Raw genomic sequence first — 14,293 nt, forward strand, 5'->3', positions numbered from 1 at the left:
AGATGGAATTTAAAGATGTTTTGGCACTTGAACATGCAACAAGAAAGTTTAATGATCAAAGAGTAAGTGAAAATACCGTTCGGAAAGTTATAGAGGAAGCACAACGGACACCTTCTTTGCTTAATTCGCAACCTTGGCGGATTTATGTTGCTGAAGGCGATGTAGCAAAGGCAATTAGAAAAGAGCATGAAGAAAAGACTTTGGCTAATGAAGATCCGCATGAAGATTTCCCATCTTTGCTAAAAGTGGAATGGGATACATTCCCAAGTAAAAATATGGCAACAATGAGCGAAACTTTAGACTACTTCTTACGTGGTGAATCAGATGATTTTGATCAAGCTCAATTAAAGTTGTTCAATGCTCCAGTAATCGTCTTTTTAACCATACCTAAAAAATCTCCAGCTTGGTCAATTTTTGATCTTGGTGCATATTCACAGACACTGATGCTTGCTGCCACTAACCGTGGTTTGAGTACAATGCCTGCACATGCTTTTGTTAAATATCCAGATGTAATTCGAAAGTACTTAGATATACCAGAAGATGAAGCGATTGGTATTGGTATTGGATTAGGTTATCCTAATAAGAAGGCTACAATCAATGATTATAAGTCTAAGCGTGTACCTTTAGATGAAATCTTAAAAATGAAAAAGAATATTTAATAATAAGACTCTTGAAGAAATCAGCGTTTTAAATCTTCAAGAGTCTTTTTTCTTTATTTAAAATAAAATTAAAATATGGCATAATTATAAAAAACAACTAAAGGTGATAAAAATGACATTATTAGTTTCTCCTACTCAATGGGCCAATTGGGATCAATGGTTTAATTACACCTTACCTGGCTATATTTTAATTTTAGGGACTATCTTTTTGTTTGTCGGATTAATTCCATTTTTATGCGTACGGAATAAAATTACTATCAGTTTATTTGGGATAACAACTACTGTTTTATGTATTTTCTTAGGCGCATCTTATTTTAAAAATAAAGAATCAACAGAGTATTTGCAGGAAAATCACTACTTAACAGCAATGGTGCGAGTGTATGATGCTCAAATTTTTGCTAATAAATACTATGATCCTGATGAAATTGAAGCATTTAAATATGTAGCTGATATTAAGACACCATCTCACTTGCCATCAATTTATCAAAAGATACCGGTAAGACAAGAGGTGACTTATCTTGGTAAAAACGATTATTATGCCTTTGTTAAATTAGACAATACAGTAATGAAATTTAGTTTGGCAGATTGTAAGAAAATTCCTGGCAATAAGGCATACTTTACTGGGTATCATTTTAAGATAAGAAATAAAAAGTTTCTAAAGCTGGGCTTTATTGATCTAAAGCATAATTTGCGTGATAAGGTTGAATTACCAGAAAATTCATATAATAAGCAAGTATCAGAAAATATTGAAGAAAATTATAATCATCCCGGATTAGTTGCAAACTGGATCCCTGATTCGGAGAAATAATGCTAAAATAGAGATGTAATTATTTAATATATAAAAAAGGTGAAGATCACTTGTCTACAAGTACTATAACTACTAATTTAATTGTTATTTTCATAACGTTTTTAATTGCGATTTTCTTTGTGGTCGCTGAATTTGCATTGGTGCAAACTAGATCTAGTCAGCTAGAAGATATGCTGGCAAACGGTCAAGGTAATCCTAAGAAATTAAAGCGTGCTTTGCACATGGTTCATAACTTGAATGAATCATTATCTACTACTCAAGTAGGTACTACTTTAGTTGGTGTTATTTTAGGTTGGATTGGTCAAGGAACAATTGAAGAATTATTGACTGATGTATTTAAGATGACGCCTTGGTTTGGAGCTAAAACTAGCGGGGTATTAGGAGCAGCTTTAGGTGTTGTACTTTTAACTTACTTAGAAGTTGTTGTCACTGAAATTGTGCCAAAGAATATTGCGATTGATATGCCTGTAAAGTGTTTGATGGCTGTTGTTACTCCTTTGGCTGTCTTCCACACAGTAGTATATCCATTTGTTTGGCTACTTAACCATAGTGCCAATGGGTTGCTTCATTTGTTGGGGATGCAATCAGCAGATGAAGAAAGTGAAGTTTATTCACAATCTGAAATTTTACGTTTATCACGCAATGCCGTAACTGGTGGGTCACTTGATAAAGACGATCTTTTATATATGGAGCGTGCCTTTGAATTAAACGATAAGGTTGCTAAAGATATTATGACTGACCGTACTCAGCTTCAAGTTCTAAATGCTACTGATAATGTAAAGACAGCACTCGAGAAATACATTAAAGATGGTTTTAGTCGTTTCCCAGTTGTACGTGACAACGATAAAGACGACGTTGTAGGATATGTTTATGCTTACGATATAGTCAGTCAAGACCAAGAAAATCCGGATGTTCCAATTACAAGAATTATCAGAGCGATTATTACGGTACCTGAATCAATGTTAATTCAAGATATCTTGAAGTTAATGATTAAAAAGCACACGCCAATCGTTTTGGTAGTAGATGAATATGGTGGAACTAGCGGTATTGTAACCGATAAAGATATTTATGAAGAACTATTTGGATCCATCAAAGATGAAATTGATGATGTTTCTGATGAATATATTGTTCGCGATGACCATGGTAATATTCATGTTTCAGGAAAAACTACCTTATATGATTTTGAACGTTATTTCCACACTAAGCTTAAGAGCTTTGAAGATAGTGACATCATTACAATTGGTGGTTATATGATGGAACATTATCCTAACTTAAAGAAGGGCGAATCTGTTGATTTAGAGGGCTTCAAGTTTAAGTTGGTAAATATTGAACAAGGCTTTATGCGTTGGTTCTTGGTTTCTAAAATCGAGGATAATGCTGGAGAAAAATCAGAAGATAACGATCAAAATAGTGAAGAAAAAGCTAAATAATCGTCAAAAGCACCTCAAGATAGGTGCTTTTTTGTATAATTAAATGTTATAATTCTACTATTAACAAAGCATTTGTAGAAGGATATAGAGGGTTAAGATGCAAAATAGTGATAATATTGACAACATTATTGATCGTGTTTTATTCAGTCAAGATGACATTGAAGAAATTTGTCAAAGACTTGGCAAGCAATTGACTGAAGATTACGCAGGTAAGTTTCCATTGGTTATTGGTGTGTTAAAGGGTGCAGTTTACTTTATGACTGATCTAACCCGCCACATGAATGTGAAGATGCAAAATGACTTTATGGATGTTTCAAGTTATGGTGATGGCTTTGAATCTACTGGTAAGGTTAGATTGGATATTGACGTTCAAGCTGATGTTAAAGGTAGAGATGTATTATTAGTTGAAGATATCGTTGATACTGGACACACCTTGAAATTCATGAAGGATTTATTAACTGAACGTGGCGCTAAAAGTGTAAAATGTTGCGCGCTTCTTAACAAAACTGAACGCCGTGAAGATGATGTAGTTGTAGATTACTATGGTTCAAAAGTTGAAAATGAATTTGTAGTTGGATATGGTTTAGACTACTTAAATGCTTACCGGAATTTACCTTATGTTGGTGTCTTAAAGCCAGAAGTTATTCAAGCAAATTTAAACCGCTAATAATTAATTGTTTTTGTAGAAATTAAAAAGGGTTGAAATTACTCGCTGTTTGGCGAATCTTTTCAACCCTTTGTTTATATGCTAATCAGCTTTATTATGTTTTTTCATATAGTAATAGATTGGTAAACCTAATGCTGTTAGCCCAATTCCAGTTATTGAAAGCCAGAATTCATTAATTACAGTACTAATTACAATAAATAAACCACCACCAATTGAAATAATTGGAATAATTGGATACCAAGGAACCACGTAAGGACGATTTAATTTTGGCTCGCGGTAGCGTAAAATTACAACTGCAATTGAAATTAATGTTGTAAAAGTCCACATTACGAAAACTAGCATATTGGTCAAGAGATCGAAAGTTCCTAGTAAAATCATGATTAAAGAAACTGTTAGAATAATTAGAGCACTAATTGTTGGGACGCCTGTATTAACGTTAGTTCGACCAATTTTATCTGAAAATGGCAACATTTTATCTTTAGCTAAAGTATATGGAATTCTCATCCCAGTAAGCATAAATCCATTAATTGCTCCATAAACAGAAATTAAAATTCCGATAGTAATTAACTTACCGCCCAAACTCCCAAATAATTTTAAAGAAGCGAGATATGCTGTATTTTGATTTCCAATAATTTCTTTAAAAGGAATAGTAGTTAGAAAAGCGTAATTTACTAATACATAGATTAAAGTAATAGCGGATAGTCCAATAATAATCGCTCTTGATAGATTTTTCTCTGGTTCTTTAACTTCTCCTGCTAAATTTGTTACATTGATCCAGCCATCATAAGCAAATAAGGCAGCTAATAAACCACCGCTCAAACCAGCCCAAAAAGAGACATTTTGACCAGAGGTTAGTGGCAGTAAATCAACACTGATTTTTGTAGGATTAAAAAGTCCAAAAATTACAATCAAAGCAATTGGGATGGCCTTAAGAATCGTCATTGCTGACTGCATTCTAGTCGAAAATTTAGTAGAAATAAAATTAAGACCCATTAAAAATAGAGCAAGTAAAATAGCAACTAAGGTTGCATATTTAGTCGGTAAGCCAAATAAAACAACGAATTGCTGCCCAAAAACTACGCTTAAAGCGGCAATATTGGCTGGAAAGTAGACTAACATTTGAGCCCAACCAAATAAAAATCCCCAAACTTTTCCATAAGTATATTCAATATATTTTATTGATCCACCAGTAACTGGCAGTGCGGCAGCAATTTCAGAAACTGTTAGACCTGACGCAATAGAAACGATTCCGGCTAAAATCCAAACAAAAAGAGTTAAGGATGGAGTTCCCGTTTCATGACTAATACTTCCAATTTTAAAGAAGACACCTCCGCCGATTACAGTTCCGACAACTGTAGCTAGAGCCTGTCCAAAGCTAATTTGTCTTTTCAATATGAGCGTTCCTTTCAACTTATAATACGAGTGTTGTTGTTGCTATCATTTTATACTAAATTATAGTGAAAGTGGTATAGAAAGAAGAAGTTCGCTAAAATAGCTAATGGAGGGATGACTGTGCATCGTTATCGACATAAATATACTTTCCCAAGTATTATTATTCTGCTCGTATTAGCTATTTTGGGATTAGTGTGGGCATACTTTAATATGAGACAAAATACAACTGTACCGCGTGGCTCAAATATGAGCGTTCTCGGAATTGAACTAGATCAAACTAAAGACTATGTTGATTTGCATAAATTAGAAAAGAATGGAATTTCTTTTGTTTACTTGCGGTCAACGCAGGGAAAATCATATTTTGATGATAATTATTTACTATACCGTGATCAACTTCAGGGGACTAACTTGAATTTTGGTACAATTATTGCTTATAGCGATGAGACAAGCAATCAAGATCAGTATCAGTATTTCTTAAGTAAGGTTGGAACTAATACTGGGAGTTTACCAATTATGATTGTTCCTGCTGCTAGTCATTTAACAAAATCATATTGGCAACAAATGGGCGAATTTGCGCAAATGATCAATAATAATTTAGGTAAACGCGTCATGATAGCAGGTGATTATCACTATCGCAGTTATTTTCCTGAAGGAACCAGATTTTTATATACAGGTGCCAGTTTAAAAGATAGACGGCACTATGCTTTTTGGTGTTACACTCAAAATGGACGAGTAAAAAATATCGATAATTTAAATAGAGATGTAACGATGTTTGCTTATATTGGAACTAATACGCAGTATGAGCAGTTATATAGTCAACAGAAAATGCAATAGAGGAAATAAGATGTATTCACAAGCAATTACACACGTTTTAGAGAAAGAACATAAAATCAAGCCTACTTTAATCCAGGAGAGGACATATGACGCTATTCGTAATGGTGCAAGTCTAGTAGGATTAGCTAAGACCGGTACAGGAAAGACTTTAGCCTATGGATTACCGGTTATGGAAAGAATTGCTGAAATTGGTGGCTGCGGCATTATTTTAGAGCCAACCACTGAGCTTGCTATTCAAACTAGAAATAATCTTTTACTTTATGCCAAGGCATTAAACCTTAAGACCATTGCGCTAGTTGGGGCAGGTAATAGAAAAAGACAATTAGAACGATTGAAGAAAGAAAAGCCAGAGATAATTATTGCAACTCCAGGTAGATTCTTTGATTTTTTGTCTGAAAATCGAATTAAGTATCAGAATATTAATGCCTTGGTTATTGATGAAGCAGATGATATTTTGGAGTTTGCAAAATTAGATTTATTGACTTCTTTGGGACAGAACCTATCTTCAACTGCACAAATTTTGCTTTTTGGAGCTTCAGAATCAGAAATTACTAAAGATGCGGAAGAGCTTTTTAACCATACTTTCTTATTAATTGATGTTCGCCCGGAACAGAAGTCTGAAGTTAAGCACTATTTCTTACAAGTCTCCAATGAATATAAGATGCAGTTTTTGCAGCGACTAGCAAAACTAGACAAATTTAAGGGAATTTTGTTTTTTGATAGCAGCGAAACTGAAATGAGATTTGCTAGAATTTTTAGTCATAGTAAGACTAAGTTTGCAGTTTTAAGTAATGAAACTAATAAGCAAAATAGAGAAAAAGTTCTTAGTGATTTTAGGGCAGGTAGAATTAAGTTCTTGTTTGCGACTGATTTAGCAGCACGTGGATTAGACTTACCTGATGTTAGCTATGTTATTAATTTTGAAATACCTAGTGAAGTTAATACTTATTTGCATAGAAGCGGTAGAACTGGTCGGATGAATAAATCAGGTACTGTTGTTACTCTGGGAGATGACCATGATTTTAGAAATCTGAAAAAGTTGCTTGATGATACTTACCAAGTTGACAGAGCCTATTTTGCTGGCTATAGTTTAACAACTGAAAAGCCAAAGCCTAAGAACGAAGAAAAGGAAAAGAAAGAAAAGAAACGACCGGAAAATAAGCCAAAGCATAAAAAGAAACGTTGGCGTAATAAGAAGAATAAGGGATATCATCCGCGAAAGGGTAGAAGAGAAAAATAATGGCATCTTTAGTTAAATGGTTAGAAACTTATGTTTTGCCACCCGCCTCTCGATTAGCTCAAATCCGTTGGTTAGTTGCAATGCGAGATACTTTTGTTTCGTTATTGCCAATCACGATTGCTGGCTCAATTGCAATGCTGTTTAATAGCATCATACGGGCTGCTAAGGTACAGATGCATTGGGATACTTTTTATTCTTTAATGCAACCTGTTGTCGCAATTGACAATATTATTTGGGAAGGTACCTTTGCGCTTTTTGCTGTATATTTTGCGATCTCTTGGGGTTATCACCTAGCTAAAACTTATGAGGTAAATCGCTTTGCTGGTTCAATTGCGTCTTTAGTTGCTTTTTCAATGAGTATTAGTGATTCGGTAAAACTACGTATTGATGGGGATGTAGTTGATATTAAAAATGCCTTTGATATTAAGCAATTCTCAACGATGGGATTATTTACAGCAATTATTTTTGGTTGTATTGGGACAGCGCTATTTATTACGTTTTACAAGGCGAGAATTCGTTTAAAAGTTGATAGTAGTATGCCTCATGCAGAATGGGTTGCTTTTAGCACCTTAGTTCCAATTTTGCTTTCAGTTTTTATTGTTGGATTTGTTAATTTTGCTTTCCAGCGTCTTACTGGAACTTACTTTGGAAATTGGTTACTTACTACTATTCAAAGACCTTTAGTCAACTTGGGACAAGGTTTTGGAGTAGTTTTATTAGTTACATTTTTAGTTCAAATATTTTGGTTCTTTGGGATCAATGGTATCAGCGTTTTAACACCAGTAATGGATTCTTTGTGGTTAACGCCAGAAAACATTAACGTTACAGCAGTTAGAAATAGCGATCATGTCCCTTATATTTGGGTACGAGATTCCTTTAATGTTTTTGCATGGTTTGGTGGAGCGGGTGGAACTTTAGTCTTGATTATTGCTATTTTAATGTTTTCTAAACGTAAAGATTACCGAACTATAGCAAAAATGGCTGTTGCACCAGGAATTTTTAATATTAATGAACCTATTATTTTCGGCTTGCCTGTTGTATTTAATCCCGTATATTTGATTCCTTTTGTAGTAGCACCATTAGTAAATGTATCGCTTGCTTATTGGGCTACACAGGCAGGGTTAGTTAATCCGGTTCAAATATTTGTTCCAACAGTTATGCCGCCACTTATTGGACCGTTCTTGGCATGTAACTATGACTGGCGAGCTATTGTTTTAGCGCTTATTAATATGGTTATTGCACTTCTTATTTGGATGCCATTTGTTTTTGCGGCCGATAAAATTGCCAAGCAGGATAATAATCAACGTAATTTCTATTTGCCGCAGTATTAAATTTTTAATAGTTAAAAATCAGTTTTTATGTTAAAGTAGAAACTGGTTCTGACCCCGTAGTTCATCTGGATAGAACAATGGTCTCCTAAACCGTAGAGGTGAGTTCGAATCTCACCGGGGTCATAGTTTAAGTGAAAAATAAAAATAGTTGGCTTTATTAAGTCAACTATTTTTTTGCTATAAGGCTTTTACACATACTTTAATGGATTAATAAAAATCTCTAAAACAATCCAGAGAAAAATAATTAATAGGATTGCAATGATTCCAATTAAAACGTGTTTAGTTTTCTGAGGATATGAATTTCCTAAAAGAAATACTAAACAAAATACTATAATAGTAATTAAAATTGCAGCCAAAGATAAAAAACTAAACATAATTACTCACTTTCCTTATAGTATATAAGTATAAATTAGTTTTTCAGATAGTACCAAAGAAAAATAAAGTAAGCTATAGTATAAGAGATAAGCTAGCTATTAAGATAAGGGAAACCAAAGTTATGAAAAAAATAAAGGTAATGACAGTTTTTGGTACGAGACCAGAAGCTATCAAGATGGCACCGTTAGTTCTAAAATTGAAGCAAGATGATCGTTTCGAGGAAATTACTGTAGTGAGTGCTCAACATCGAGAAATGTTAGATCAGGTTTTAGATACTTTTAAAATTAAGCCTGATTATGATTTTAATATTATGCATAAAAATCAAACTCTAGAAGATATTACTTCTAAAGTAATGCTTGATATGGCTAAGGTAATTAAAGAGGAACAACCAGATATCGTTTTAGTTCATGGCGATACTACAACTAGTTTTGCAGCTGGTCTAGCGACTTTTTATGAGCAAACAACCCTTGGTCATGTAGAAGCTGGTCTTCGTACTTGGAATAAGTATTCACCGTTTCCAGAAGAGATGAACCGGCAAATGACAGATGATATGGCTGATCTTTATTTTGCGCCAACTAAATTAAGCAAGCATAATTTAATTAAAGAAAATCACGTTGCTAATAATATTTATGTAACTGGAAATACAGCAATTGATGCTTTAGAGCAAACGGTAAAAAAAGACTATCATCACGATGTTCTTGATGAAATTACGCCAGGAAATAAAGTGATTTTAGTTACTATGCATCGTAGAGAAAATCAGGGAGAGCCGATGCGGCGTGTTTTTAAGGTGATGAAGCAGGTGATAGATAGTTATCAAGATGTAGAAATTATCTATCCCGTTCATCTTTCTCCACGGGTGCAAGAAGTAGCTAAAGAAGTATTAGCCGGAGATCCTCGCATTCACTTAATTAAGCCACTTGATGTAGTTGATTTTCATAATTTAGCTAAAAGAAGTTACTTTATCATGACTGATTCAGGTGGTGTGCAAGAAGAAGCTCCTTCTCTTGGAAAACCTGTATTAGTCTTGCGCGATACAACAGAGCGTCCCGAAGGTGTTAAAGCTGGAACCTTGAAACTTGTCGGAACTGAAGTAGATAAGGTTCATGATGAGATGATTTGCTTACTTGAAGATAAGGATGCCTATAATAAAATGGCCAATGCTAAAAACCCATATGGGGATGGAAAAGCTTCTGAGCGCATTATGAATGCAATTGCATATTATTTTGATAAAGAACACAACCAAAGACCCGCAGATTTTAGATAAAAATAAAACTCCAGATATTTATCTGGAGTTTTTATTATGTATTATTTCTTATTAAAATGATCTTTAAACTTTTTAGCAAACTTGCTGCTTGTGTTAAGGAAAATAGATTTTGTGGTTAGATAGTTAAAAATACCCACTAAAATTTGATCAATAATTTTCACAAAAAGTGCATTCCAGTGAAGCCATGAAATTCCAACTAGCATAATTAAGTTGTCGGGAATTAAGCTAATAATACGATAGATAAAAAATAAACAAAGCTGGTAAACAACGCCATGTTTTTTATCAACGTTTTGAATGAATACACCGTGCTTATTAAAAGAAAAAGAAGCTAAGTTAGAAATAATAAATGCAATCGTGTTGGCATAAATTACTGGAATTTTCCAAACATTATGAAATAAAAGAAAGCAGACAATGTTAATAATTGCTGCTAGAAAGCCAAAAATAACATAAACATAAAAGTTTCGGTGTCTAGCAACAAGTCTACTCCCGAGCTTTCGTAATTGCTCTTGAGTAATTTTTTGCCCCTTTCTTTTATGATGATTTTTAGTCATTAAATGCCTCAATTATTTCTTCAGTAGCTTGATCAATTAAATCGATATCTTCATCATCAACAGCATTTTCGATTTTTACTGGTTTTGCTACTTCAACGGCACCGCATTTAATAAATGCTTTTTCAAAATCATCTACGTTTTCGCAGTAATGATCCTTGTATGTCTTATCTCCTGAACCCATTACTGCAAATTTTTTACCAGAGAGATCAAGAGTAATTAATTGGTCATAAAAGTCTTTTAATTCATCAGTCATGACACCTTCGCCGTAGGTATAGGTAACCATTACGCAAAGGTCAGCATCAAGATAAGAAGTAGCGTCTGCAAAGCTGACATCAATATTTTCGACGTCAAAGCCTGCATCCTGTAAGTTCTCTTCTAAAATCTCTGCCATATCTTCATCATTACCAGTCATGCTGGCAAAGACAATTTGTGCTTTCATGTAAAAAACTTCTTTCTATAACGTTTTCTCCTATTATACTAAAGAAGTGAGAGAGTTTGTAAATCTTAAGAGAAATTATTTAAGAAAAGCTTTATAATGAATTTTTGAGACTATCTCAATCACTATTAAATTATGCCTATTTAAGGTATGCTAAAAGTATATAAATTAAAAAAGGAGATTTTTTAATGATAACAATTAAGTCGAAACGCGAATTGCAAGGAATGCAAAAATCTGGTCGCGTTTTAGCAGCAATGTTTGAAGGTTTACGTGATGTTATTAAGCCTGGAATTTCTACTTGGGAAATCGAAGAATTTGCTCAAGATTTTATGAAAAAACATGGTGGTCGTCTTTCAGAACAAGGCTTTGAAGGATACAAATACGGCACTTGTATCAGTGTAAATGATGAAATTGCCCACGCAATTCCTAGAAAAGATAAGATTTTAAAGGAAGGCGATTTAGTTAGCGTTGACGTAACTTGTAACGTAGACGGTTATGAAACTGATTCATGTACTACTTACGGTGTTGGTGAAATTTCAGCTGAAGATCAAAAGTTAATGGATGTTACTAAGAAAGCGATGTACATGGGTATTGATCAAGCAGTTGTTGGTAACCGTATTGGTGATATCGGTAGCGTTATTCAAAATTATGTTGAAAATGAAAATGGCTACGGAGATGTTCGTGAATTAGTAGGCCATGGAATTCAACCATCAATCCATGAAGATCCTGAAGTTCCTCACTGGGGTAAAGCTGGTCACGGTTTACGTTTGCGTGAAGGAATGACTATTACAGTTGAGCCAATGGTTGAAGCTGGTGGTGATTGGAGAATTGAACAAAAGACTGTTTCAGATCCAAATGATGACTGGGTTTACTACGCAACGCCAGATGGATCAAAAGCTGCTCAATTTGAACATACTTTTGCTATTACTCCAGATGGTCCTAAGATCTTAACTTTACAAAAACCATACGATGGCTATGAAAAATATCTTCCTCACTTTTTAGATGAAGATTAATAGTAGTAAAGTTTATGAAATCTTTTCTCAATCAGACTAAAAACCGTACAACAGAGTTTTTTCAATTATTATCTAAATATATTAGTCGAGGCGAAATAAACCAGACTTCAATTATTATTGCTTACTATGTATTGCTGAGTATTTTTCCAATAATCATTATTATTGGAAATGTTTTGCCTTTATTTAGTATCGATACTAAACCAATTGCTCGCTATCTTGAGTTGATTTTTCCCTCTCAAGTTTCAAGTTTAATCATGCCAATTATTAATGCCTTATTGAAGAAGCATTCAAGTGGCTTTATTTCCTTGGGTATTGTGATTGCAATTTGGTCATTAAGTTGTTTGGTTAATTCAATTCGTCTAGCTGCAAATAAGATTTATGGTGTTGATAAGCAAGAAAAAGGAAAGTCTTGGTGGAATTATTTACTAGCTAGGACTTTTACTTTTGCACTTTCTGTAATCTTAGTAGTTGGTTTTTCAGTAATAATCTTTATTTTCACTTTTGGTAGACAAATTATGGAATTTTTAGCGCCAATTTTTAATCTATCATTATGGTGGGTATATAAGTTAGAAAATTACCGTTGGCCGATTATCATTATTATGACCATTATTGTTAACTTATATATTAATTATGTGATTCCGAATATCCGAGTTAAAAAACGTGTGGTTTGGCCCGGAGTATGGTTTACTGTAATAAGTTGGAGCGCCCTGTCATATTTCTTTGGTTTATACCTAAGACAATTTGGGACGCGCTGGCAAAACTACGGGATTGTAGGTTCATTTATCATTTTCATGTTGTGGCTGAATGTAGGTTCATTATTACTATTGCTTGGAATTTGTATCAATGCAGTAGGTAATGAATTAAAAGATAGAAAGATTGAATATAGTCAAAGCCCGATTTTGAGAATTTTTAGGAAAAATAAAAAAATACCTAAATAAGTTAACGTAAGTTTGGTAAAATACACTATGGAAAGCTTATTTTGTGAGGAGAATAAAATGAAAGTAAGAAAAGCAGTTATTCCAGCAGCTGGATTAGGTACTAGATTTTTACCTGCAACTAAGGCTATGCCTAAAGAAATGGTACCAATTGTTGATAAACCGACAATTCAATTTATTGTAGAAGAAGCCAAAAAATCAGGAATTGAAGATATCTTGATTGTTACTGGTAAGAACAAGCGCTCAATTGAAGACCACTTTGACGCTAACCCAGAACTAGAACAAGATTTGGAAGAAAAGGGTAAGACTGAGCTTTTACACTTGACCCAATCAATTACTAATTTAGGCGTTAACCTTTACTACACTCGTCAGCCACATCCAGCTGGTTTAGGAGATGCGATTTTAAGAGCTCGTAGCTTCGTTGGGGATGAACCATTTGCTGTTATGCTTGGTGACGATTTGATGGAGGACAAGGTTCCACTAACTAAGCAATTAATTGATCGTTATGACAAGACTCATGCATCAACTATTGCTGTTATGCCTGTACCACATGAAGAAGTTTCTAAGTATGGTGTGATAGATCCAGATAGTGAAATTGAACCGGGCTTAATTAATGTTAAGGCCTTTGTTGAAAAGCCTGATGTTGATAAGGCACCTAGTGATTACGCAATCATTGGTCGTTACTTATTAACTCCAGAAATTTTTGATATCTTAGCACATCAAAAACCTGGTCGTGGTGGTGAAATTCAATTAACTGACGCTATTGATACGATGAATAAGACTCAACGAGTATTTGCTCACGTATTTAACGGTGAACGTCATGATGTTGGTAACAAGGAAGGTTACATTGAAACATCAATTGAATATGGTCTATCTCACCCACAAATTAAAGATGATTTACGTAAGTACATCATTGCAATGGGCCAAAAATTACAAAATGAAGATAAAAAGCCTAATAAGAATAAATAATAATTTTTATTAGCATGTTAGAAAGAAGCTATCAATTGATAGTTTCTTTTTTTAATAATTATTCTTTTTGTTGTTATGTAATAGTAATGAGAATCTTTTCATAAGAAGTTTTATCCAGAGAGCGACGAACAATCTCAAGTATTTTAGCTTATGATCAAGATGAGAAATACTATGAATTCGGTTTTCAGCAATTGAAACAAATATATCTTTTCAATTATGATATCTCCAAGAATGGTTTACTAGTATCTAAAATGAGTGAATTAATAAAAAATGATAATCTACAAAGAGATTGGTTATTACTTTATGTTTGAAATAAAGGATGATCAATCTTTTTTTGTCAAAAAATGTAATCTTTTTGCCAATTCCTTATAAGTAGTGAGAAAATATAA

14 protein-coding genes and 1 tRNA gene are annotated in these 14,293 nt (G+C 33.7%); 12 read left to right on the forward strand and 3 right to left on the reverse strand.

Translation table 11 applies throughout. From position 1 onward, the window contains the following. The first annotated feature begins 2 nt into the window (after window positions 1-2). The 4 genes from QM512_RS01470 to hpt all read left to right on the forward strand — a co-directional run bounded on the left by QM512_RS01470 (window position 3) and on the right by hpt (window position 3,564). Window positions 3-659 carry a nitroreductase gene (locus tag QM512_RS01470; RefSeq protein WP_282805780.1) on the forward strand — a complete coding sequence of 219 codons (657 nt, stop codon included), beginning with the start codon at window positions 3-5 and terminating at the stop codon, window positions 657-659. 112 nt (window positions 660-771) lie between these two features. Next, on the forward strand, window positions 772-1,467 hold the full coding sequence (locus QM512_RS01475) for a hypothetical protein (protein ID WP_282805781.1): 696 nt from the start codon (window positions 772-774) through the stop codon (window positions 1,465-1,467). A gap of 50 nt (window positions 1,468-1,517) precedes the next feature. Then, complete coding sequence (locus tag QM512_RS01480) at window positions 1,518-2,897, forward strand: hemolysin family protein (protein ID WP_282805782.1); 1,380 nt, start codon at window positions 1,518-1,520, stop codon at window positions 2,895-2,897. A gap of 97 nt (window positions 2,898-2,994) precedes the next feature. Further along, window positions 2,995-3,564 carry a hypoxanthine phosphoribosyltransferase gene (gene hpt, locus QM512_RS01485; protein WP_282805783.1) on the forward strand — a complete coding sequence of 190 codons (570 nt, stop codon included), beginning with the start codon at window positions 2,995-2,997 and terminating at the stop codon, window positions 3,562-3,564. Between the two features lie 81 nt (window positions 3,565-3,645). Here the strand turns inward: hpt and QM512_RS01490 are convergent, their stop codons facing one another. Beyond that, window positions 3,646-4,956 carry an APC family permease gene (locus tag QM512_RS01490; protein ID WP_282805784.1) on the reverse strand — a complete coding sequence of 437 codons (1,311 nt, stop codon included), beginning with the start codon at window positions 4,954-4,956 and terminating at the stop codon, window positions 3,646-3,648. Between the two features lie 114 nt (window positions 4,957-5,070). On the opposite strand from QM512_RS01490, the gene QM512_RS01495 reads away from it, so the two are divergent. The 5 genes from QM512_RS01495 to wecB all read left to right on the forward strand — a co-directional run bounded on the left by QM512_RS01495 (window position 5,071) and on the right by wecB (window position 10,000). Further along, window positions 5,071-5,790 (forward strand): GH25 family lysozyme, encoded by a 720-nt coding sequence (locus tag QM512_RS01495; protein WP_282805785.1) that lies wholly within the window; start codon window positions 5,071-5,073, stop codon window positions 5,788-5,790. A gap of 10 nt (window positions 5,791-5,800) precedes the next feature. Further along, entirely contained in the window at window positions 5,801-7,030 is a 1,230-nt protein-coding gene (locus tag QM512_RS01500) for a DEAD/DEAH box helicase (protein ID WP_282805786.1), read from the forward strand. Beyond that, on the forward strand, window positions 7,030-8,361 hold the full coding sequence (locus tag QM512_RS01505; protein ID WP_282805787.1) for a PTS sugar transporter subunit IIC: 1,332 nt from the start codon (window positions 7,030-7,032) through the stop codon (window positions 8,359-8,361). The genes QM512_RS01500 and QM512_RS01505 overlap by 1 nt, the downstream gene beginning before the upstream one ends. Window positions 8,362-8,411: 50 nt before the next feature. Next, window positions 8,412-8,484, forward strand: a tRNA-Arg gene (locus QM512_RS01510). A 373-nt stretch (window positions 8,485-8,857) separates the two neighbouring features. Continuing rightward, window positions 8,858-10,000, forward strand: a complete 1,143-nt coding sequence (gene wecB, locus QM512_RS01515; RefSeq protein ID WP_282805788.1) for a non-hydrolyzing UDP-N-acetylglucosamine 2-epimerase — start codon at window positions 8,858-8,860, stop codon at window positions 9,998-10,000. Between the two features lie 41 nt (window positions 10,001-10,041). On the opposite strand, the gene QM512_RS01520 is transcribed toward wecB, so the two are convergent. Both QM512_RS01520 and QM512_RS01525 read right to left on the reverse strand, forming a co-directional pair. Further along, window positions 10,042-10,551 (reverse strand): GtrA family protein, encoded by a 510-nt coding sequence (locus QM512_RS01520; RefSeq protein WP_282805789.1) that lies wholly within the window; start codon window positions 10,549-10,551, stop codon window positions 10,042-10,044. After that, window positions 10,544-10,990 (reverse strand): flavodoxin, encoded by a 447-nt coding sequence (locus QM512_RS01525; RefSeq protein ID WP_282805790.1) that lies wholly within the window; start codon window positions 10,988-10,990, stop codon window positions 10,544-10,546. The genes QM512_RS01520 and QM512_RS01525 overlap by 8 nt, the downstream gene beginning before the upstream one ends. Before the next feature lie 185 nt (window positions 10,991-11,175). Here QM512_RS01525 and map point away from each other — a divergent pair, with 185 nt between their 5' ends. Genes map through galU form a run of 3 tightly spaced genes read left to right on the forward strand, consistent with a single transcriptional unit; the run spans window position 11,176 to window position 13,904 of the window. Next, the gene (gene map / locus QM512_RS01530) at window positions 11,176-12,000 is read left to right on the forward strand and encodes a type I methionyl aminopeptidase (protein WP_003651099.1); all 825 of its coding nucleotides are present in this window, start codon (window positions 11,176-11,178) and stop codon (window positions 11,998-12,000) included. Window positions 12,001-12,014: 14 nt separating this feature from the next. Next, entirely contained in the window at window positions 12,015-12,938 is a 924-nt protein-coding gene (locus QM512_RS01535; RefSeq protein WP_282805791.1) for a YihY/virulence factor BrkB family protein, read from the forward strand. A gap of 57 nt (window positions 12,939-12,995) precedes the next feature. Continuing rightward, window positions 12,996-13,904: a UTP--glucose-1-phosphate uridylyltransferase GalU gene (galU, locus tag QM512_RS01540; protein ID WP_282805792.1), complete on the forward strand. Its 909-nt coding sequence runs from the start codon at window positions 12,996-12,998 to the stop codon at window positions 13,902-13,904. Window positions 13,905-14,293: the final 389 nt, after the last annotated feature.

This window comes from Lactobacillus isalae (genome assembly GCF_947539375.1).
Classification (GTDB): domain Bacteria; phylum Bacillota; class Bacilli; order Lactobacillales; family Lactobacillaceae; genus Lactobacillus; species Lactobacillus isalae.

Bases quoted from the DNA above. Each gene is read 5' to 3' on its own strand.
- QM512_RS01535 (WP_282805791.1), top strand. From the start codon at position 12,015: ATGAAATCTTTTCTCAATCAGACTAAAAACCGTACAACAGAGTTTTTT.
- QM512_RS01500 (WP_282805786.1), top strand. From the start codon at position 5,801: ATGTATTCACAAGCAATTACACACGTTTTAGAGAAAGAACATAAAATC.
- QM512_RS01470 (WP_282805780.1), top strand. From the start codon at position 3: ATGGAATTTAAAGATGTTTTGGCACTTGAACATGCAACAAGAAAGTTT.
- QM512_RS01495 (WP_282805785.1), top strand. From the start codon at position 5,071: ATGACTGTGCATCGTTATCGACATAAATATACTTTCCCAAGTATTATT.
- map (WP_003651099.1), top strand. From the start codon at position 11,176: ATGATAACAATTAAGTCGAAACGCGAATTGCAAGGAATGCAAAAATCT.
- galU (WP_282805792.1), top strand. From the start codon at position 12,996: ATGAAAGTAAGAAAAGCAGTTATTCCAGCAGCTGGATTAGGTACTAGA.
- QM512_RS01505 (WP_282805787.1), top strand. From the start codon at position 7,030: ATGGCATCTTTAGTTAAATGGTTAGAAACTTATGTTTTGCCACCCGCC.
- QM512_RS01525 (WP_282805790.1), bottom strand. From the start codon at position 10,990: ATGAAAGCACAAATTGTCTTTGCCAGCATGACTGGTAATGATGAAGAT.
- wecB (WP_282805788.1), top strand. From the start codon at position 8,858: ATGAAAAAAATAAAGGTAATGACAGTTTTTGGTACGAGACCAGAAGCT.
- QM512_RS01520 (WP_282805789.1), bottom strand. From the start codon at position 10,551: ATGACTAAAAATCATCATAAAAGAAAGGGGCAAAAAATTACTCAAGAG.
- hpt (WP_282805783.1), top strand. From the start codon at position 2,995: ATGCAAAATAGTGATAATATTGACAACATTATTGATCGTGTTTTATTC.
- QM512_RS01475 (WP_282805781.1), top strand. From the start codon at position 772: ATGACATTATTAGTTTCTCCTACTCAATGGGCCAATTGGGATCAATGG.